We start from the raw sequence: 20122 nt of genomic DNA, 5'->3' as shown, positions 1-20122 counted from the left end.
GCCGCGGCAGCTTCGGCCGATTGTAATAAGGGTCCCGACGTCAGCGCAACAAAATTTTCGAATTGCGAGATCGAATCTCATAATGCGGAAAATTGTTGCGGCGCAACCTGATTTGACTGCCGATCGACGGATACGCTGGCTAGTTTGCGCCGATTAATGGTCCTTTCCGCGCTTTTTTGCGCCATTTGCTAGCTTCACGCTGCGCTACAATGCCACGCATGTTGACCGAACGGCTTTTCGCACGCTCGGCGCGCACCGCCGGTTCGCCGACGGATTCGACGCCGTCCTCCCGCTGGCACCATGGACCATGGTGGTCCAATTCCTATTTGCTCACGCCGCTTCTGTCGATCCTGGTGTTTCTGGTCGTCATGAGTCTGATTTTGTGGAGCCTGAACCGGCGCGAACAGCAACAGCAGGAAGACACGCTTTACCGTAACGTCGCGTGGGCGCAGCAGCAGATCCGCCTGTCCATGACGGGCGCGCAGGAACAGATCCAGGCGCTCGCGCGTGATCTGGTTGCCGGCCGCGCCGATCCGCACTCGTTCCAGGTGTCCACCACGGACATCATGCAGGGGCATCCCGAGATCCTCTACATGAACTGGTACACCAGCGCGCAGCAACCGCGCTGGCCCAATACCGCGCTGCCCGTGTTCGGCCAGCGTCTGGCCAAGCCGAACGACGCGCAGATGGACGAAGCCGTCAAAGCCGCCTTCACCGAAGCCCGCAACACGCGCCGCCAGGTGTATTCGCCGCTCATCTACGACGACGTCGGCAACGGCTACATCACGCTGCAAACGCCGGTGTTCCGCGACCGCGAATTCCTCGGCACGATCGCCGCGGTGTTCTCGGTGGAAGGGATTCTCAAGCACGACATCCCGCCCGAGTTGTCGGCCAAGTACAAAATCTCGATCATCGACGTGAACAATCGCGAGTTGACCACCACGTCGACCCGCCCGCGCCTGCCGCGCGACATGTTCTACGACCTGCCGCTCGACCCGCCGGGCCAGGGTGTCTCGGTGCGCGTCTACGCGTTCCCGCAGATGACCAACTTCACCAACAACACACTGGTGTGGCTGGTGGCCGGTCTGTCCTGTTTCGTGCTGTGGAGCCTGTGGAGTTTGTGGAAACACACGCGGCAGCGCTTCGAAGCGCAGCAGGCGCTATATGCCGAAGCGTTCTTCCGCCGCGCGATGGAAAACTCGGTGCTGATCGGTATGCGCGTGCTCGACATGCATGGGCGCATCACCCACGTCAATCCGGCCTTTTGCCGCATGACCGGCTGGGACGAAAGCGATCTGGTCGGCAAGAACGCGCCGTTCGCCTACTGGCCGCGCGACGCTTATCCCGAAATGCAGCGCCAGCTCGACATGACCCTGCGCGGCAAGGCGCCCTCTTCCGGCTTCGAATTGCGGGTGCGCCGCAAGGACGGGTCGCTGTTCCACGCTCGCCTCTACGTGTCGCCGCTGATCGACAGCTCGGGCCGCCAGACCGGCTGGATGTCGTCGATGACTGACATCACCGAGCCGAAACGCGCGCGCGAAGAACTCGCCGCCGCGCACGAGCGCTTCACGACGGTGCTCGAAAGTCTCGACGCCGCCGTCTCCGTGCTCGCCGCCGACGAAGCCGAACTCCTGTTCGCCAACCGCTATTACCGGCATCTGTTCGGCATTCGCCCGGACGGGCATCTGGAATTGGCGGGCGGCGGGTTCGATAGCGCACAGGCGTCGTCCGATTCGATCGATATGGTGGACACATACGCTGGCCTGCCCGCCGCCGCGTTGACCGAAAGTACCGCGGATGCGCAGGAAATTTACGTGCAGAGCATTCAGAAGTGGTTCGAAGTGCGCCGCCAGTACATTCAGTGGGTGGACGGCCACCTCGCGCAGATGCAGATCGCCACCGACATCACGACACGCAAGCAGGCGCAGGAACTGTCGCGCCAGCAGGACGAGAAGCTGCAGTTCACCAGCCGCCTGATGACGATGGGCGAAATGGCGTCGTCGCTCGCGCACGAACTGAATCAACCGCTCGCCGCGATCAATAACTATTGCTCCGGAACTGTGGCGCTGGTTAAATCCGGTCGGACGACGCCTGACAATCTGCTGCCGGTGCTCGAAAAAACCGCCCAGCAGGCGGTGCGCGCCGGCATGATCATCAAGCGCATTCGCGAGTTCGTGAAACGCAGCGAGCCGAAGCGGCAGGCCACGCGCGTCGCCGATATCGTTGCCGACGCCGTGGGCCTCGCCGAAATCGAGGCGAGGAAGCGCCGCATTCGCATCGTCACGGATCTGCGCTCGCGCCTGCCGGTGATCTACGTCGACCCGGTGCTGATCGAGCAGGTGCTCGTCAACCTGCTGAAGAACGCCGCCGAAGCGATGGCTGAAGCCCGTCCGAATGCAGTCGATCCGGTGATCCGCGTCGTCGTGCGGCTGGAGAGCGGGTTTGTCTGCATCAGCGTCGTCGACCAGGGGCCGGGCGTCGACGAAGCAACAGCCGAGCGGCTGTTCGAACCGTTTTACAGCACCAAGTCCGATGGCATGGGCATGGGGCTGAACATTTGCCGTTCGATTATCGAATCGCACCGCGGTCGTCTGTGGGTGGTCAACAACGTCGAATCCGATGGCCACATCACAGGCGCCACGTTCCATTGCAGTCTGCCTATTGGAGAGCCTGATGGCCCGAGCAACGGCGGGGCACAGGCGCCGACACCACAAACCGTTACGGGAGAGCTATGAACAGCCCAGTCACCACACAGGAAACTGTCTTTGTCGTCGATGACGACGAGGCCGTGCGAGATTCGCTGCGCTGGCTGCTGGAGGCGAACGGCTACCGCGTGCAATGCTTCTCCAGCGCCGAGCAGTTTATCGACGCATGGCAGCCACATCAGCATCCGGGCCAGATCGCGTGCCTGATTCTGGATGTGCGGATGTCCGGCATGAGCGGGCTCGAGTTGCAGGAACGCCTGATCGCCGACAACGCGTCGCTGCCGATCATCTTCGTGACGGGCCACGGCGACGTGCCGATGGCCGTGTCCACAATGAAAAAAGGCGCGATGGACTTCATCGAAAAGCCGTTCGACGAAGCCGAGTTGCGCAAGCTGGTCGAGCGAATGCTCGACAAGGCGCGCAGTGAAAGCACCAGCGTGCAGCAGCAGCGCGCCGCGGCAGAACGTCTCGGCAAGCTGACCGCGCGTGAGCATCAGGTGCTCGAGCGCATCATCGCCGGCCGCCTGAACAAGCAGATTGCCGACGACCTCGGCATCAGCATCAAAACGGTCGAAGCGCACCGCGCGAACATCATGGAAAAGCTCAACGTCAACACGGTCGCCGATCTGCTGCGACTGGCGCTGTCGAACAAGCCGCAACCGGCGCAATAAGCTTCGTACGGCGGCGAATCTCCCGAAGAAGGGCCCTTTGGGGAATTCGTCGCGAGACTGGAAGTGACTGTGCACCAACGGCCGGACTATCCAAATGTCCGGCCTGTTTCGCCCTCTTTTCCCCGCCTTCCCTCCTCTCCATTGCACGGCAATCAACGCTAAACGCGTTATATCGACGCACCCGGCGTGCGCACGATACTACGCATTACTCAGCAATTACTTACACTAATCCGCAACGGGTTATTTCCTCAGACAAGATTGACCGATTCCGACGCGCCCATTAATTTAGGCAGAACTCCTTAGCAGACATCGCCATGCGATGCTCGACGCTGGAGTGGCATGCTGCGAAACGCCGCATACGGTGTTGCCTGGTATTGCGAAAGAATTGCGATGGCTTGAGCAGTTTCCAATGCATCGAGTCGTGTCGACCTCATCGTCCAACCACACACCGGACGCCGGCCCAACGCGTCATTTTCCTCGCCGTATTCCTTCGCGGCGAAGCGACGCAGCCCGCGTTACGCACCGACATCTCGTCGTATAAACCCCACGGGGAGGAATTCATCGTGAAACGATCCAGAGCACACGCCATACGTGTGTTGCTTGTTTGCGCCGTTTTTGCGGGAGCGCCGCTATTGGTCGGACTGGCCGCGCCGAACGCCGTCCATGCGCAAGGTGGCGCAAAGATATCGAGCCAGCAGCTCGATTCGCTGGCCGCCCCTATTGCTCTTTATCCGGACGCGCTGCTCGCCCAGGTGCTGATGGCGTCCACTTTTCCGCAAGCCGTGCAGGCCGCCGCCATATGGTCCAGAGCCAACTCCACGCTGCAAGGCGACAGCGCCGTCAAGGCAGTCGCGTCAGAGCCGTGGGACCCGAGTGTGCAGTCGCTGGTTGCCTTCCCTCAAGTGCTCGCCACCATGGCCTCGAAAGCGGACTGGGTCACGCAACTCGGCAGCGCGTTTCTCGCCCAGCCCGGCGACGTGATGGACTCCGTGCAGCGTCTGCGCAAGCAAGCGCAGGCGGCCGGCAATCTGAGGACGACGTCGCAGCAAACGGTCGTGGTCGAACAGAGCACGATCCAGATCGTGCCCGCCAATCCGCAAGTGGTGTACGTGCCGACCTACAACCCGACGGTGGTGTACGGCGTGTGGCCCTATCCCGCGTATCCGCCGGTGTATGTGCCGCCGCCGCCCGGTTATGTCATCGGCACCAGTTTCTTTGCGGGCCTCGCGTTCGGCGCCGGCATCGCGGTGGCGAACGCGCTGTGGGGCGGCTTCGACTGGCACTCGCATGACGTCAACATCAATGTGAACCGGTACAACAATATCAACGTGCACAACCGCCTCGACGTGAACGGCCGCACGACGAACTGGAACCGCAATGCCGACGTCAATCGCAACATCGGCGGCGCGAATGTCAATCGCGGCTTGAACAACGTCGGCAGCGCCCAGCGCGATGCGTATCGCGCACGCGACGACGCCCGCGCCCGGGCGCAGCACACGCTGCAAAGCCGCACGGGGCAGAATCTCGGTGGCAGCGCGAGTCAGCGTGTGCAAGGGATTCATCACGGCGGCACGGCGAACGTCGATTTGCAGAAGCGCGCGCAGAACGTGAATCGCGACAACGCGCTACGCAGTGCCGGCGACGGCAATGCGGCGCGCCAGGACGCCCGGCGCGGCCAGGCGAGCCGCGACGCGCTCGCCGGCCGCGGTGGCCAGCAACATGCAAGTGGAGCGAATGGCGACGGTCTGCGACGCATGGGCGGAGGTTCTGGCGCGAACGGCGGCGATCCGCAACAACGGGCGAGCGGAGGTCTTGGCGCGAATGGCGGCGGGGTCCAGCGCAGCGGCGGCATGAGCGGTGGCGGTGGCGGCGGAGGTCTTGGTGGCGGTGACGGAGGCCGCGCCCTGGGCGGTGGCGGCGCAGGCGAACATCACCTCGGCCGCGGCCGTTGAACAAAAAGGAACGAGTCCGATGATGCATCTATTCTCACGGGGCACACTGCGCACCCATGCTCTGACGCTTGCTATCGTGCTCGGCACCACCGGTACACTGCTGCTTGCGCCGGTTCTGCTGATCGGCGCGATCCCGGCCCATGCGCAGGCGGTCTATCCCAGCGCGGACGACGCCGCCAACGCCTTCGTCGAAGCCCTCGCCCGCAACGACGAAGATGCGCTCAAGCGCGTGCTCGGCAGCGACTTTCATCGTTTCATTCCAACCGAAGACGTCGGCCAGGACGACATCTACCAGTTCCTTGGCGAATGGTCGAAAAACCATCAGATCGTCGAGGATCCGATCATGGACAACGGGCTCGCCACCGCGCATCTGACGGTCGGCTACAGCGGCTGGACGTTGCCGATCCCACTCGTGCACGCGCGTAACGGCTGGCGTTTCGATCCGCCGGCGGGACGCGACGAGATGCTGACACGGCGCATTGGCCGCAATGAACACGCCGCGATCCTGACCTCGCTCGCCTATCTCGATGCGCAATACGATTATCACAACCTGACCCGGCACTACGCACAGCGCTTCGTCAGCACGCCGGGACAACACGACGGCCTGTACTGGACGACGGCGCCCGGCGAAGCGGAAAGCCCGCTTGGTCCGCTCGCCGCCACGATGCGCGACGGCACGCAGCCGGAAAACGCGTATCACGGCTATCACTTCCGCATTCTCACCGCGCAAGGGGCGCACGCGAAGGGCGGCGCGAGGAACTACGTCGATAACGCCGTGCTGAGCAAAGGCTTCGGATTGATTGCCTCGCCGGCCGACTATGGCAAGACGGGCGTGATGAGTTTCATCGTCAACCAGGACGGGCAGGTCTATCAGAAGAACCTCGGGCCGCGAACCGCCCGCGCGGCGGCGGCGATCACCTCGTTCGATCCGGAACCGGGTTGGCAGGCGGTCCAGCCGTAGCGGCTGCGGTCGACCGCTTTGCTCGTGGCTTGGCTTGCCTTGGATTGCCTTGCCCGCCGCACCAAGGCGCGGGCGCGGTCCTGAGCATGGACCTGCCAGCGGCCGCCCCCCCGAAGCCGCCGTCCGAACCGCGCGCCCGTGCGCACCAGGGCACACGCGCAAGGCACGCGGCGCCCGTCTGCGCTGCGCCTCGTTGCGCTGCCCCGTAATCCCCACGCAGCGCCCCAGGCAGGGCCGGTATAATGTCGCACTTTGCAGCGCCGCTTAACCCCGATTCGCGCCGCGCGCCTTTCACGTGCCGACCCATTCCCGTTGAAAAGCGCCATCGCGCGCGGCATGTACAAGCGTCTGCGCCCCGCCCCGCTTTCCAAACTGCCCATCTCGACCCGACCATGACTGCCAAACTGATCGACGGCCTAGCCCTTTCCAAGACCCTGCGCGCCGATGTCGCCGCGCGCGCCGCCGCCCTCACCGCCCGTGGGCATCAGCCGGGCCTCGCGGTGGTGCTGGTCGGCGACAATCCGGCCAGCGAAGTGTATGTGCGCAACAAAGTGAAGGCGTGCCACGACAACGGGCTCGGCTCGTCGTTCGACCGCTATCCGGCCGATCTGCCGGAAGCCGAACTGCTCGCGCGCATCGACGAACTGAACCGCGACCCGCGCATCCACGGCATTCTGGTGCAACTGCCGCTGCCGCCGCATATCGACAGCCACAAGGTGATCGAGGCGATCGCGCCGGAAAAGGACGTGGATGGTTTTCACGTCGCCAACGCGGGCGCGCTGATGACCGGCCAGCCGTTGTTCCGTCCGTGCACGCCGTACGGCGTGATGAAAATGCTCGCCGCTTACGAGATTCCGCTGCAAGGCGCGAACGCGGTGGTGATCGGCCGCTCGAACATCGTCGGCAAGCCGATGGCGCTGCTGCTGCTCGAAGCCGGCGCGACCGTCACGATCTGCCACAGCAAGACGCGCGATCTGGCCGCTCACACCCGCAACGCGGATGTCGTAGTCGCCGCCACCGGCTTGCGCAACATTCTCACGGCAGAGATGGTGAAACCGGGCGCAGCGGTGATCGATGTCGGCATGAATCGCGACGAAGCCGGCAAGCTGTGCGGCGACGTGGATTTCGCGGGCGTCAAGGAAGTGGCCGGCTACATCACGCCGGTGCCGGGCGGCGTCGGCCCGATGACCATCACCATGCTGCTCGTCAATACGATCGAGGCCGCCGAGCGCGAAGCGGCAGCGAACGCGTAAAGCGGTAGAAGAAAAGCCGGCGAAGCGTCTTCGCCGGCTTCGCGGACTTTTCAACCTTGGCGTCGTGCCAGGGTATCGACATCCCTCGGCGCTAACGCGAGCCACAGTTCTCAGCGTTCGCATCGATCGTCTGAACGCCGGCGAAACGCCCTCGCCGCCTTCGCGATCTTGCTGCCTCGGCGTCTTGCCAAGGTATCCGCATCCATCGGCGCCGCGCTCGCCTCATACGTCAGCGCATCTCACCAGATCTCAGCGCACGGCCTGATCGCCAGCCGGCATGCCCGCGGCCAGCGGCGTCGAGGGCCGCGCCAGACGCCCGCGACACCACTTCAGCACCGGCCGCTCCACGAAGTGCCACGACAGCGCCGCGCATAGCAGAATGACCGGCGCGGCGATCAGCACGGCCGTCACATGGCTCAACTGCGGCGCGATGTTCGCGACGCATTGCTGCACCATGAAGCCGTACAGATAGATGCCGTACGAGTAATCGTGACGCGGCACGAAGCGTCGCAGAAGCGGCGTCGTGCCGATCCACAGCACGCCATACACGAAGGCCAGATAGAACAGCGGCTGCGCGCCGGCGGTGTCGCGGAACACCAGAAACACCATCGTGAACGCCAGCGCGGTCAATCCGTTGATGTCGATCCGTTCACGCCAGCCATACAGCAGCATGCCCAGCATGAAAAACGGCTCCGGCCAGAACGAATAGCCGTCGGGCGTTTCGCTGAAATCGCGCAAGCCGATCTGCCAATGCGCGTGATCCACGTGCAGCATGAAGAAGGCGCAGCCGAGCGCGGCCGCGACCACGACACCGCGCGAGCTGGACAGCAAACCCACCATGCCGGTCAGGAGCACGAGCAGATAGCAGCGCACTTCGACCGGCAGCGTCCAGAGCGGCCCGCAAATGTCGACCGGATAACGGTTGTGCTCGAACACGCCGGGCAGCGCCCAGCCGGCCGAGCGCACGATGGTCGAGAAGTTGTCGAGATTGGTCCACGTCATACCGGAGGCGAAATACTCACGCAGCGGCAGCGTCGTGAAAAGCGGACCGACGATGAACACCGTCACCAGCGACCCGGCCGCCACCGCCGGCCAGATCCGCGCGATGCGCAACACGGCGAAGCGCGGCACGGACCGCTGCCGGTCGAAGCTGGCGGTCACCAGCATGCCGCTCAGCAGAAAGAAAGCGTAGACGCCCAGCGCGCCGAAACCGTCGAAACCCAGCGCGTTCTGGACCCAGTCCGTGCTGCCGTCGGGCGCCTGAAGCACATACGAATGGCCATACACGACGGCAACGGCGGCGAACAGCCGTACCAGATCGAAATTATTGCCCTTGTGCGCGAGAGCGTCCGAAAGCGGATTCATCTGTACCTCTTTGCAAAAAATGCCGCCGACCGACAGCGACGCTCCACATTGCCGCATAGCAGCAATCGAAACCGTGCGCTTTCGCACAGAGCACAGCGGCGAATTTCGGCGCGCGGGGCGCTCGGCTGCGATGTCGCGCTCGCGCACCGGGCCGTGACATTGGATAATTTGTCTGCCGACGGATTGGAATCAACGCGCCCTGCCCCAATAATGTCTGTATCGGCTGTTATGGGGCGTCATAGCGCGCGCCCCGAAGGCAGTCCCCTCGGGGGACGCCCGTCGATGCACCGATTACCCGTTCACCCGCGTCAGACAGGAAGCCTCATGTCCACTACCGCCTCGAATCACGACAATCCGCTCCTCGATTTCTCCGACCTGCCGCGCTTTGGCGAAATCCGCCCCGAACACGTCACGCCCGCCCTCGATGTACTGCTCGCCGATGCGGCCGCCGCCGTCGAGCGCGCTGCCCAGCCGATCACGCCCGCCTCGTGGGCCGACGTGGTCGAGCCGGTCGAGCGCGCCACCGAACCGTTGTCGCGCGCGTGGAGCGTGGTCGGCCATCTGAACGCGGTTGCCGACACGCCCGAGTTGCGCGCCGTGTACGGCGAGAATCTGCCGCGCGTCACCGAGTTCTGGTCGAGTGTCGGGCAGAATCTCGCGCTGTACGAGAAGTACAAGGCGTTGAATGCCAGCGTCGAGTTCGAATCGCTGACCGGCGAGCGCAAGAAGATCCTCGGCAATGCGCTGCGCGATTTCCGCCTGTCCGGCGCGGAATTGCCGGAAGACCAGAAGCCTCATTTCGCCGAATTGCAGGAACGCCAGGCGGCACTTTCGAAAGCGTTTTCCGATCACGTTCTCGATGCGACCAACGCTTACGCGTATATCGTCGAAGCCGGCAATGAAGCCGAACTGGCCGGCCTGCCCGAAGACGTGATCGAAGGCGCGAAGGAAGCGGCCGAACGCGAAGGCAAAACCGGCTACAAGTTCACGTTGCACTTCCCGTCGTATTTCCCGGTCATGCAGTACTCGGAGAATCGTCCGATGCGCGAAGCGATGTATCGCGCCTATGTCACGCGCGCCTCCGAGCTCGGCCCGCAGTATGGCAACGGCAAGCCCGAGTGGGATAACACCGCCGTGCTCGCCGACCAGCTGAAACTGCGCGCCGAAGAAGCGCATATGCTCGGCTTCAACAATTTCGCCGAAGTCTCGCTCGCGCCGAAAATGGCCGAGTCGCCCGCCCAGGTGATGAGCTTCCTGGAAGACCTCGCCACGCGTGCGCGTCCGCATGCCGAGCAGGACTGGAAGGAACTGCGCGAGTTCGCCGCCAACGAACTCGGCATGACCGAGCTGCAACCGTGGGACATGACGTTCGCCGCCGAGCGTCTGCGTCAGAAGCGCTATTCGTTCTCGGAGAACGAAGTCAAACAGTACTTCCCGGAAGACGCCGTATTCAAGGGTCTTTTCAAGGTCACGGAGACACTCTTCGGCGTGCGTATCCGTCGCGACGAAGCGGCTGTGTGGCATCCGGACGTGCGCTTTTTCCGCGTCGAGAATCAGGACGGCGGCCTCGTCGCGCAGTTCTACCTCGATCTGTATGCGCGCGAAGGCAAACGCGGCGGCGCCTGGATGGACGACGCGCGCGGCCGTCACAAGCACACGCACGGCAGCGTGCAAACGCCCGTCGCGTATCTGACGTGCAACTTCTCGGCGCCGGTCGGCGGCAAGCCCGCCTGCTTCACGCACGACGAAGTCATCACGCTGTTCCATGAGTTCGGCCACGGTTTGCATCACATGCTCACGCGCGTCGATGAGCTGGGCGTGTCGGGTATCAACGGCGTCGAGTGGGACGCGGTCGAACTGCCCTCGCAATTCATGGAGAACTTCTGCTGGGAGTGGGACGTGTTGAGCGACATGACCTCGCACGTCGAAACGGCCAAACCGTTGCCGCGCGATCTGTTCGACAAGATGCTCGCCGCGAAGAATTTCCAGAGCGGTCTCGGCACGCTGCGCCAGATCGTGTTCTCGATGTTCGACATGCAGTTGCATACCGGCTTCGACGCGGCCGGCACGAAGAACGCCACGGAACTCGCGAGCGAAATCAACGAGCGCTTCCATGTCGTGCCGCAGGCGCCGTTCTCGCGTTGGCCGAACACGTTCAGCCATATTTTCGCGGGCGGATATGCGGCCGGCTACTACAGCTACAAGTGGGCTGAAGTGCTTTCCGCCGACGCCTACGCGGCCTTCGAAGAAGCGGCGCAAACGGCGAGTGGCAGCGTGCTCGATCAGGCGACCGGCATGCGTTACCGCAAGGAGATTCTGGAAGTGGGCGGCAGCCGCCCGGCGATGGAATCGTTCAAGGCGTTCCGCGGCCGCGAGCCGAATATCGACGCTTTGCTGCGTCACAACGGCATGTCGCCGGGCGCGGCGCATTGATCGGTTGATGCAAGCGTCGGCGCTTTACATGGGCCGATAAAAAACCGGTGACCTGCGTTATGCAGGCACCGGTTTTTTTGTTTCGCGCGAAGCTCCGAGCCTCGCTGCGATCAGCCGCGATGCAGCTTGAAATCCACTTGCGCGGGACGGCCTTCGAGCGACAGCGCCGCGCGCGCAGCCGGCGCGCGGCTCACCACCTTGCCGCGGCTCACCACCGCGAGGCGCGCGGCGCGCAAGCGGATGGCTTCCACCGGATCGCGCGCGTCGAGCAGCACCAGATTGGCCACGCATCCCGGCGCGATGCCGTAGCCTTCCAGACCGAGAATGCGCGCGGCGTTCACCGTCACCGCGTCGAAACAGGCGCGCATACCGTCGACGCCCGTCATCTGCGCCACATGCAAGCCCATGTGCGCGACTTCGAGCATGTCGCCCGAACCGAGGCTATACCAGGGGTCCATCACGCAATCGTGGCCGAACGCGACGTTGATGCCGGCCGCCATCATCTCCGGTACGCGCGTCATGCCGCGCCGTTTCGGATACGTGTCGCTGCGGCCTTGCAGCGTGATGTTGATCAGCGGATTCGCGATCGCCGCGACGCCCGACTCGCGCATCAGCGGCAGCAGCTTGCTGACATAGTAGTTGTCCATGGAATGCATCGAGGTCAGATGCGAACCGGTGACGCGCCCGTGCAAACCGAGCCGGTGCGTTTCGGCCGCGAGCGTCTCGATGTGCCGCGACATCGGATCGTCCGATTCATCGCAATGCATGTCGACGCGCAAGCCCTGCTCCGCCGCGTACTCGCACAACAGGCGCACGGACTGCGCGCCGTCGGCCATGGTGCGCTCGAAATGCGGAATGCCGCCGACCACGTCCACACCCATCGCGATCGAGCGCTTGAGATTCTCGAAAGCGCCCGGGCTGCGCAGCACGCCGTCTTGCGGAAAGGCCACCAGTTGCAGGTCGAGATACGGCGCGACGCGGCGTTTCACCTCGACCAGCGCCTCGACCGCGAGCAGGCGCGGATCGCACACATCCACGTGGCTGCGGATGGCCAGCAATCCGCGCGCGACGGCCCAGTCGCAATACTGCAGCGCGCGCTCGATCAACGCCTCCTGCGTCAAATCCGGCTTCAGTTCGCCCCACAACGCGATCCCTTCGAGCAGCGTGCCCGACGCGTTCACACGCGGCAAACCGTACGAGAGCGTTGCGTCCATATGAAAATGCGGATCGACGAACGGCGGCGTGACGAGCGAGCCCGCTGCGTCGATTTCCTCGCGCGCGTTGGCGGCCAGATTCGGCTCGACCGCAACGATACGGCCCGCTTCAATGCCGATGTCGACCGGCTCTTTATGTTGCGGCGCGGCGCCCGGCGGCAGCATCGCGCGGCGGATGATCAGATCCATCTATCGCTCCCTTTGATCCCGTCCTGATTGATTACGATTCTATCGGCGTCAGAAAGCGCGTGGCGGCGATTTCGTTCGACGATTGTTCATTCGGCCGTACCGGCGAGCGGCGCACGATCCGTACCGGCAGTGCATCGCGGCACCCGCCTATACTCGCCGGACAGACGGTCGATGCCGCGCCGTCATCCACTCACGGAGCAAGCACATGAAAACGATCGGCGTGATCGGCGGGATGAGCTGGGAATCGTCCACCGAGTATTACAAGCTCCTCAACCGCCACGCCAAAGCGCGCCTGGGCGGCCACCACAACGCCCGCAGCCTGGTGCTCACCGTCGACTTCGCGCCGATCGAAGCGAACCAGCGCGCGGGCGACTGGACCGCGCTTGGCCAGCAGATGGCCGACGCCGCGCGCCAACTCGAACGCGGCGGCGCCGATCTGGTGATGCTGGCGACCAACACGATGCATCGCGTGTATGAATCGATCGAAGCGGCGATCGACGTGCCCTTCCTGCATATCGCCGATCCGACCGGCAGCGCGCTGCGCGCGGCAGGCGTCGAGCGGGTAGGCTTGCTGGGCACGCGGTATACGATGGAGCAAACTTTCTACACGGGGCGGCTGCGCGAGCGCTACGGCCTCGATACCGTGATCCCCGACGAAGCCGAACGCGCGGACGTGCATCGCATCATTTACGACGAGCTATGCCACGGCAAAGTGAACGACGCTTCGCGCGCGGTGTATCAGCGTGTGATCGAAGCGCTGGCCGCGCGTGGCGCGCAGGCGGTGATTCTCGGCTGCACGGAGATCACGTTGCTGATCAAGCCGGAAGATTCCGCGTTGCCCGTGTTCGATACGACTGCATTGCATGCGCAAGCGGCCGTTGAATGGGCGATTGAATCGGAGTGAAGGTGCATGCGCGCGTGTGCTTCAACGCATGCGCACGCCGCACAAGTTAAAAAGCCCGCGTGGCTTGCGCCAGCGGGCTTTTAACAATGCTTGGTTGCGGGGGTAGGATTTGAACCTACGACCTTCGGGTTATGAGCCCGACGAGCTGCCAGACTGCTCCACCCCGCGTCAGAGAAAACGGATTGTATAGAGATGTTCACAAGACGTCAAACAATCGCGCGAATTATTTCATGCTCGTGAAATGACGCACACGCGGCTCACAGATCCTGGACCGTCGCGCCTTCCACCTTACCGTCGATGATGTCCGCGCCGTACTGGCTTGCGCTGCGTTTCGCCACGCCGAAATCGGAGAACGTGAGCGGCAGCACGAGACGAAATACGCGGCTCGCCTTCGAGCCGCTGATCGCGCCCGGCCGGCAGACGCGCACCGCGACGTCATAGCCTTCGGAGTGGCGCTTATGTCCGTCGAACTTGTCGAATGCTCGCGAAAACACCAGCGGGTGCACTTCGAAGTCCTTATAAAGAGCTGGGTAAAGTTCGGCCATGATGCCTCCCCGATGCGCAAAAGCGCGAGTGTGAGTCGTCTCACTATACGCCGCGGCATGGGTGCCTCGCGCTTTTATTTTCGACGCCGCGACGGGGCCATTTTCACTGCCGCCTCATCCGCGCGATAAGATGCGGAACTATCGGAATTACGCAAGAAAAAGAGAATGTCATGAAAATCGCCACCTGGAACGTCAACTCCCTCAAAGTGCGCCAGCAGCATGTGATCGACTGGCTCGAAACCAGCGGCACCGATGTGCTGTGCCTTCAGGAACTGAAGCTGCCCGACGAAAAATTCCCGCGCGCCGAACTCGAAGAGAAGGGCTACCGCAGCTGGTTCGCCGGCCAGAAGACCTATAACGGCGTCGGCATTGTGGTGCGCGGCGGCCTGACGGTCGACGAAGCGAGCATCGTGCGGAATATTCCGGGCTTTGAAGATCCGCAGCAACGTGTGATCGCCGCGACCATCGAAGGCGTGCGCATTATCTCCGCGTATTTCCCCAACGGCCAGGCGCCGGGCACCGACAAGTTCGCGTACAAACTGCGTTGGCTTGCTGCGCTGCACGACTGGATCGCGAGCGAGATGGCGCTGCATCCGAAGCTCGCGCTGCTCGGCGACTACAACATCGCGCCGGAAGATCGCGACGTGCACGACCCGAAAGCGTGGGAAGGCCAGAACCTGGTATCGCCCGAAGAACGCGCCGCGTTCGTGCGGCTCATCGAGCTCGGTCTTCTCGACGCATTCCGCCAGTTCGAGCAGCCGGAGAAGATCTACTCGTGGTGGGACTACCGGATGATGGCGTTCCGCCGCAACGCGGGGCTGCGCATCGACCACATCCTGCTGTCGAAGGCGCTGGCCGACGTGTGCTCTTCGTGCGATGTGGACAAGGTGCCGCGCAAGTGGGATCAGCCGTCGGACCACGCGCCGGTCGTCGCGCAGCTCGGCTGATCTTTCCTCACAGCGTCAGGCCTGCGTCGACGGGCTCAACGTCCGCCACAGGAATTCGAACACCATCGCATCGTGCTCGGCCTGCTCCAGTTCATCGGAGCCGCCGTGCCCGCCCTCGGTATTCTCCCGATACCACACGTGCTGCGCGCCCAACGCCTGCATATGCGCGGCCATCTTGCGCGCATGGCCGGGATGCACACGGTCGTCGGCCGTCGATGTGGTGAACAGCACAGGCGGATACGCAACGTTCGCCGCCACACGGTGATACGGCGAGTAAGCGGCCAGCATGCCTGCTTCGTCGGGCTCGTCGGGGTCGCCATATTCGTCGATCCATGACGCGCCCGCATGCAGCAGATGGTAGCGGCGCATATCGAGCAAAGGCACCTCGCACACCACGGCGCCGAACAGCTCGGGGCGCTGCACCATGCACGCCGCCACCAGCAGGCCGCCGTTGCTGCCGCCCTGAATGCCGAGTTGCGTAGCGCTCGTCACGCCCGTGTCGATCAACGCCTCGGCCACCGCGATGAAATCGTCGAACGCACGCTGCCGATGCTCGCCTTGCGCGGCCGTATGCCAGCGCGTGCCGAATTCGCCGCCGCCGCGAATATGCGCGACCACATACACGCCGCCGCGCGCCAGCCAGCCGATGCCTTGCCCGGTGAGATAGCTCGGCAGCAACGGAATCGCAAAGCCGCCGTAGCCGTTGAGCAGGCACGGGCGCGCGTGCTGTTGCGCATCGCGGGGGCCGACAACGGTGTACGGCACGCGCGTGCCGTCTGCGGAAACAGCGTGACCGCGCGTGACGGCAAACTGCGTCGCGTCGAATTGCGTCGGCCAGCGGTCGAGCAATTCCCATTCGCTCAGATCCTCGCGCGCGAGGTCGGCGAGCCAGTACGCAGGCGGCTGCAGATAATCGTCGGTGTCGACGAACACCTCGTCGTCGAGCGTCGGCTCGACGGGCGACACGTCGGCTTGCGCGTCGTCGCGGGTTGGAAAGACGCGTTGCTGCCAATGCCATGCCTGGTTGTCCGCTTGCGACGGCGTCAATAGCAAGGTCTTGTTCCGCACATCTTCCAGATACGACACGATCAGGTGGTTGAGCGTATGCGTCCACTCACAGGCCGACGTTTGCGGTGTCGGCGTGAATAGCGGCAGTACGTCGCGCTCGCCGCGCAGGAACGCATCTTCGCGGATCGCCAGCAACGCGCCGCCCGGATAGTGCACGCCATTGCAATCCCAATCGAGCCGCGGCTCGAGCAACAGCCAGCCTTGCCAGCCGCTCACCGCGACGTGCGACGGCACCTCGTAGCGGCGCCATGCGTCGGCGGCCCCTTGGGCGCCATCGAGGTAGTACGTGTGCGAATCGAAGAAGTCGACGCTACTCACCACCGTATGCCGCTGCTCGACCGGATCGTAGTGCGCTTCCACGCCGATATCGCCGAACGCGCCCTTGAACACCACAGGCGCGTCGGCGAGCGCCGTGCCACGCGTCCAGCGCCGCACTTCGCGCGGATAACCGGAGCGCGTCAGGCTCTTGCGGCCGTTATCCCAGCCAACGTAAAGCGTGTACCGATCGATCCACGACGCCGTGTGCTTGCCGGCCTTCGCGATCACGAAACCGTCGTCGACGAAGCGTCGCGCGTCGATGTCGAACTCGCGCACCACGAGCGCGTCCGAGCCGCCCGGCGACAGCGTGATCAGCGCGCGGTCGCCATCGGGATAGAGGATATCCAGTTCCGCGCACACCCAGGGCGTGCCTTCATCTGCGCCGAGCGCGTCGAAGTCGAGCAGGTTCTGCCACTCCGGTTTGCCGCCACGCCATGCCGCCCACGTCGTACGCCGCCAGATGCCCTTGGGATTGCGCTCGTCCTGCCACAGGTCGTAAGCCCACTCTTTCCAGCGATCGGGAATCACCGGACGTTCGCGCGGCAGATAGGCGTCGGCAAGCCGCTGCCTGAGCGAGGCGAATTCCGCGCTGCTGCACCACGCGGCGCGCGTGCGCGCGTTCTGCTGTTCGACCCACGCGAGTGCGTCAGGGTCGTCGAGCGCTTCGAGCGACAGGAAGGGATCGGGGGAAAGCGGCCAGGAGAAAGGAGCGGTGAGAGTGCGAGGTGCGGGCATCGTCGGCTGTCGAATGAAAACAGCGTTGATTATGCCTTGCGGGAGCGCGTGACTCGTTCGACAAGCGAATGAGCGGCGCGGCTCCCGCGCCGCCCCGCTCTGCAATCAGACACTCAGGGCTCGAGATTGAGCTCCTGAATCTTGCGCGTAATCGTATTGCGGCCAATGCCGAGACGCTCCGCCGCTTCGACCTTGCGGCCACGCGTGAAGTCGAGCGCTTCGCGAATCACCGCCGCTTCGAAACGGCGCGCGAGTTCGTCCATGACGTCCGCGGCATTCTCGCGCAACATCCGCGCGACTTCGGTGCGTAAGCCGCCTTCCCAGGCGCTCACGGTAGTCGCGACCGGCATGCCGCCCGCCGCGGCCGGATGCGTTGCCGCACTTGCGCCGTTGACCGGCACGCCGCCCGCGAGAGTCGCATCACCCGCGCCGATCGCCCCGCCGCCACCGCCGGTCAGATCGCTCACGCCCGCTTGCGTGGGGCCGAGATCAGGCGGCAGGTCCTTGATCTCGATGGTCTGCGCCGGCGCCATCACCGTGAGCCAGTTGGCGAGATTTTCCAATTGACGCACGTTGCCCGGAAACGGCAACGACGCGAGATAAGCCAGCGCCTCTTCGGACACGCGCTTCGGCTCGACGCCGAGATCGCGTGCGCTCTTTTGCAGAAAGTGCCGTGTGAGCAGCGGAATGTCCTCGCTACGCTCGCGCAAAGCCGGCAAGCGCAAGCGGATCACATTGAGGCGGTGATACAAGTCCTCGCGGAACAGACCCTGACGCACGCGCGATTCGAGATTCTGGTGCGTCGCCGCGATCACGCGCACATTGGCGCGCAACGGATTGTGGCCGCCCACGCGATAAAACTGCCCGTCCGACAACACCCGCAACAGACGCGTCTGCAGATCGAACGGCATATCGCCGATTTCATCGAGAAACAGTGTGCCGTTCTCGGCCTGTTCGAAACGGCCCTGACGCATGGCCTGCGCGCCGGTAAAGGCGCCGCGCTCGTGGCCGAATAATTCGGATTCCAACAGATCTTTTGGAATCGCGGCAGTGTTCAGTGCGATGAAGGGACCGTTCGCGCGTGGGCTATGTCGGTGCAACGCACGCGCGACCAGTTCCTTCCCGGTGCCTGATTCGCCGGTAATGAGCACGGTTGCCGCAGAATGGGACAAGCGGCCGATGGCGCGGAACATATCCTGCATCGCTGGTGCCTGGCCGAGCATTTCCGGTGCTTCGGTGACGCGTTCATCCCACGTCTGTTCGCCGCGCATGCTTTCGTCGACGGCACGGCGGATCAGTTCGACCGCCTTGTCGACGTCGAACGGCTTGGCGAGGTATTCGAACGCGCCGCCCTGAAACGCGGCGACCGCGCTATCCAGATCCGAGAACGCCGTCATGATGATGACGGGCAAGCCCGGCACCTTGTCGCGCACGGTTTGCAGCAATTCGAGGCCGGAGCCGCCAGGCATCCGGATGTCGGACACCAGCACTTGCGGACTCTCATGTTCGAGCGCGGCCGACGCTTCGCGCACGTTCGCGAAGCTGCGAGTCGCGAAGTTTTCGCGGGCCAGTGCTTTTTCGAGCACCCAGCGAATCGATTGATCGTCGTCTACTATCCAGATCGGCTTCATATGGGTCGGTCAGAAGTCTTGAGTACGTTTGAGTACATATGGTGTTAGCAGTCGAGCGGCAGCAGAATCTGAAACTCGGTGTGGCCCGGGCGGCTATCCACTTCGATCAAACCGTCATGCTGTTGCACGAAGGTCTGCGCGAGCGTCAGTCCAAGACCGCTGCCGTCCTCGCGCCCCGACACGAGCGGATAGAAAATGCGGTCACGGATTTCTTCGGGAATGCCTGGGCCGTTGTCAGTGATATGCAAGTCCAGTGCCAGCTTACATAAGCGTTTCGACACCGTAATCTTGCGGGCAATGCGGGTGCGCAATTCGATTCGCGCATCGCCTTGCGAAATACGTTCGCGCAGTGCTTCAGCCGCGTTGCGCACGATGTTCAGGAGCGCCTGGATCAGTTGCTCCTTGTCGCCACGCAGGTCCGGCACGCTCACGTCGTAATCGCGCTCGATGGTGAGGCCGCGCGGAAACTCCGCGAGAATCACCTGACGCACGCGCTCGCACACCTCGTGAATATTCACGTCGCCGACGATATGCGGATGACGGTGCGGTTCGAGCAACCGGTCGACCAGCGTTTGCAGCCGGTCCGATTCCTTGATGATGACCTGCGTGTACTCGCGCAACTCATCGCGTTGACGCTCGCCGAGTTCGAACTCCAGCAGTTGCGCGGCGCCGCGAATGCCGCCGAGCGGATTCTTGATCTCATGCGCGAGGTTGCGGATCAGTTGCTTGTTGACCGCCGTGAGGTCGTTGATGCGCTCCTCGCGGTCGGTGCGCAGATGCCGCTCGTTTTCGAACAGTTCGAGCAGCACGTAGTCTTGCGCGCTTTCCAGGAAGCCGACGATCGCATGCACATGCAGCGGCTCGTGGGCCGGCCGTTCGAGCACGGCGTCGAGATGCGTCGCGTGAAAGCGGTGGGCGGCGATCGCGGAGATGGTCGCGACCAGTTCGTCGGCATTCGAGAAGATGTCCGGCCACGCCATTTGCGTCAGTTGCCGGCGCGAGAGCTCCAGCATCGACTCCGCCGACGGATTCGCAAACGCGACACGCAGCGTGCGCTTTTCGAGCACCAGCACCACTGTCGGCAACGCCTCGAAGCCCGGCAGCAAACCGGAACTGACGAGTTGAGCGTCGTCCGAGAGCGCCTGCTCGTGTCCTTTCCTTGCCTTGATCAGATTCTTAAGAACCATCTTGCAGTCTGGCCGATAGGAGATGGTGATAAATCAGGTAGTCC

At 63.6% G+C, this 20122-nt stretch carries 14 protein-coding genes and 1 tRNA gene; 8 read left to right on the top strand and 7 right to left on the bottom strand.

All coding sequences use genetic code 11. The features are described 5' to 3' along the window. Positions 1 to 218 precede the first annotated feature (218 nt). The 5 genes from fixL to folD all read left to right on the top strand — a co-directional run bounded on the left by fixL (position 219) and on the right by folD (position 7542). Positions 219 to 2735, top strand: coding sequence for an oxygen sensor histidine kinase FixL (fixL, locus tag B0G71_RS04910; RefSeq protein ID WP_116148336.1), 2517 nt, complete (start codon positions 219 to 221; stop codon positions 2733 to 2735). After that, a complete protein-coding gene (gene fixJ, locus B0G71_RS04905) occupies positions 2732 to 3376 on the top strand; it encodes an oxygen response regulator transcription factor FixJ (protein ID WP_006051254.1) in 645 nt (214 codons plus the stop codon). The genes fixL and fixJ overlap by 4 nt, the downstream gene beginning before the upstream one ends. Before the next feature lie 563 nt (positions 3377 to 3939). Next, on the top strand, positions 3940 to 5328 hold the full coding sequence (locus tag B0G71_RS04900; RefSeq protein WP_116140108.1) for a DUF3300 domain-containing protein: 1389 nt from the start codon (positions 3940 to 3942) through the stop codon (positions 5326 to 5328). A 19-nt stretch (positions 5329 to 5347) separates the two neighbouring features. After that, positions 5348 to 6289 (top strand): DUF2950 domain-containing protein, encoded by a 942-nt coding sequence (locus tag B0G71_RS04895; RefSeq protein ID WP_116148334.1) that lies wholly within the window; start codon positions 5348 to 5350, stop codon positions 6287 to 6289. Between the two features lie 392 nt (positions 6290 to 6681). Then, entirely contained in the window at positions 6682 to 7542 is an 861-nt protein-coding gene (gene folD, locus B0G71_RS04890; protein ID WP_106309215.1) for a bifunctional methylenetetrahydrofolate dehydrogenase/methenyltetrahydrofolate cyclohydrolase FolD, read from the top strand. 249 nt (positions 7543 to 7791) lie between these two features. On the opposite strand, the gene B0G71_RS04885 is transcribed toward folD, so the two are convergent. Then, positions 7792 to 8907: an acyltransferase gene (locus tag B0G71_RS04885; RefSeq protein ID WP_116148332.1), complete on the bottom strand. Its 1116-nt coding sequence runs from the start codon at positions 8905 to 8907 to the stop codon at positions 7792 to 7794. 324 nt (positions 8908 to 9231) lie between these two features. On the opposite strand from B0G71_RS04885, the gene B0G71_RS04880 reads away from it, so the two are divergent. Then, positions 9232 to 11340: a M3 family metallopeptidase gene (locus B0G71_RS04880; RefSeq protein WP_116140106.1), complete on the top strand. Its 2109-nt coding sequence runs from the start codon at positions 9232 to 9234 to the stop codon at positions 11338 to 11340. 110 nt (positions 11341 to 11450) lie between these two features. On the opposite strand, the gene B0G71_RS04875 is transcribed toward B0G71_RS04880, so the two are convergent. Next, positions 11451 to 12743 carry an amidohydrolase family protein gene (locus tag B0G71_RS04875; protein ID WP_116140104.1) on the bottom strand — a complete coding sequence of 431 codons (1293 nt, stop codon included), beginning with the start codon at positions 12741 to 12743 and terminating at the stop codon, positions 11451 to 11453. 205 nt (positions 12744 to 12948) lie between these two features. On the opposite strand from B0G71_RS04875, the gene B0G71_RS04870 reads away from it, so the two are divergent. After that, positions 12949 to 13647, top strand: coding sequence for an aspartate/glutamate racemase family protein (locus B0G71_RS04870; protein ID WP_116140102.1), 699 nt, complete (start codon positions 12949 to 12951; stop codon positions 13645 to 13647). Between the two features lie 91 nt (positions 13648 to 13738). Here the strand turns inward: B0G71_RS04870 and B0G71_RS04865 are convergent. Beyond that, positions 13739 to 13815, bottom strand: a tRNA-Met gene (locus tag B0G71_RS04865). 89 nt (positions 13816 to 13904) lie between these two features. Further along, complete coding sequence (locus B0G71_RS04860) at positions 13905 to 14192, bottom strand: hypothetical protein (protein WP_106279408.1); 288 nt, start codon at positions 14190 to 14192, stop codon at positions 13905 to 13907. Between the two features lie 170 nt (positions 14193 to 14362). Here B0G71_RS04860 and xth point away from each other — a divergent pair, with 170 nt between their 5' ends. Further along, complete coding sequence (gene xth, locus B0G71_RS04855) at positions 14363 to 15139, top strand: exodeoxyribonuclease III (RefSeq protein ID WP_116140100.1); 777 nt, start codon at positions 14363 to 14365, stop codon at positions 15137 to 15139. 15 nt (positions 15140 to 15154) lie between these two features. On the opposite strand, the gene B0G71_RS04850 is transcribed toward xth, so the two are convergent. The 3 genes from B0G71_RS04850 to glnL form a co-directional block, all read right to left on the bottom strand. Next, on the bottom strand, positions 15155 to 17260 hold the full coding sequence (locus tag B0G71_RS04850; RefSeq protein WP_116140098.1) for a prolyl oligopeptidase family protein: 2106 nt from the start codon (positions 17258 to 17260) through the stop codon (positions 15155 to 15157). A gap of 113 nt (positions 17261 to 17373) precedes the next feature. Further along, on the bottom strand, positions 17374 to 18891 hold the full coding sequence (gene ntrC / locus B0G71_RS04845; protein WP_116140096.1) for a nitrogen regulation protein NR(I): 1518 nt from the start codon (positions 18889 to 18891) through the stop codon (positions 17374 to 17376). 44 nt (positions 18892 to 18935) lie between these two features. Further along, positions 18936 to 20078, bottom strand: a complete 1143-nt coding sequence (glnL, locus tag B0G71_RS04840; protein WP_106279401.1) for a nitrogen regulation protein NR(II) — start codon at positions 20076 to 20078, stop codon at positions 18936 to 18938. Between the last annotated feature and the right edge of the window lie 44 nt (positions 20079 to 20122).

Source organism: Paraburkholderia sp. BL27I4N3 (assembly GCF_003386115.1).
In the GTDB taxonomy this organism is placed as follows: Bacteria; Pseudomonadota; Gammaproteobacteria; order Burkholderiales; family Burkholderiaceae; genus Paraburkholderia.
This window is presented reverse-complemented; position numbering and strand designations above follow the sequence as displayed.

Excerpts from the sequence above, each read along its gene's own strand:
- fixL (WP_116148336.1), top strand. The coding sequence starts at position 219 with ATGTTGACCGAACGGCTTTTCGCACGCTCGGCGCGCACCGCCGGTTCG.
- fixJ (WP_006051254.1), top strand. The coding sequence starts at position 2,732 with ATGAACAGCCCAGTCACCACACAGGAAACTGTCTTTGTCGTCGATGAC.
- B0G71_RS04895 (WP_116148334.1), top strand. The coding sequence starts at position 5,348 with ATGATGCATCTATTCTCACGGGGCACACTGCGCACCCATGCTCTGACG.
- folD (WP_106309215.1), top strand. The coding sequence starts at position 6,682 with ATGACTGCCAAACTGATCGACGGCCTAGCCCTTTCCAAGACCCTGCGC.
- B0G71_RS04885 (WP_116148332.1), bottom strand. The coding sequence starts at position 8,907 with ATGAATCCGCTTTCGGACGCTCTCGCGCACAAGGGCAATAATTTCGAT.
- B0G71_RS04880 (WP_116140106.1), top strand. The coding sequence starts at position 9,232 with ATGTCCACTACCGCCTCGAATCACGACAATCCGCTCCTCGATTTCTCC.
- B0G71_RS04875 (WP_116140104.1), bottom strand. The coding sequence starts at position 12,743 with ATGGATCTGATCATCCGCCGCGCGATGCTGCCGCCGGGCGCCGCGCCG.
- B0G71_RS04870 (WP_116140102.1), top strand. The coding sequence starts at position 12,949 with ATGAAAACGATCGGCGTGATCGGCGGGATGAGCTGGGAATCGTCCACC.
- B0G71_RS04860 (WP_106279408.1), bottom strand. The coding sequence starts at position 14,192 with ATGGCCGAACTTTACCCAGCTCTTTATAAGGACTTCGAAGTGCACCCG.
- xth (WP_116140100.1), top strand. The coding sequence starts at position 14,363 with ATGAAAATCGCCACCTGGAACGTCAACTCCCTCAAAGTGCGCCAGCAG.
- B0G71_RS04850 (WP_116140098.1), bottom strand. The coding sequence starts at position 17,260 with ATGCCCGCACCTCGCACTCTCACCGCTCCTTTCTCCTGGCCGCTTTCC.
- ntrC (WP_116140096.1), bottom strand. The coding sequence starts at position 18,891 with ATGAAGCCGATCTGGATAGTAGACGACGATCAATCGATTCGCTGGGTG.
- glnL (WP_106279401.1), bottom strand. The coding sequence starts at position 20,078 with ATGGTTCTTAAGAATCTGATCAAGGCAAGGAAAGGACACGAGCAGGCG.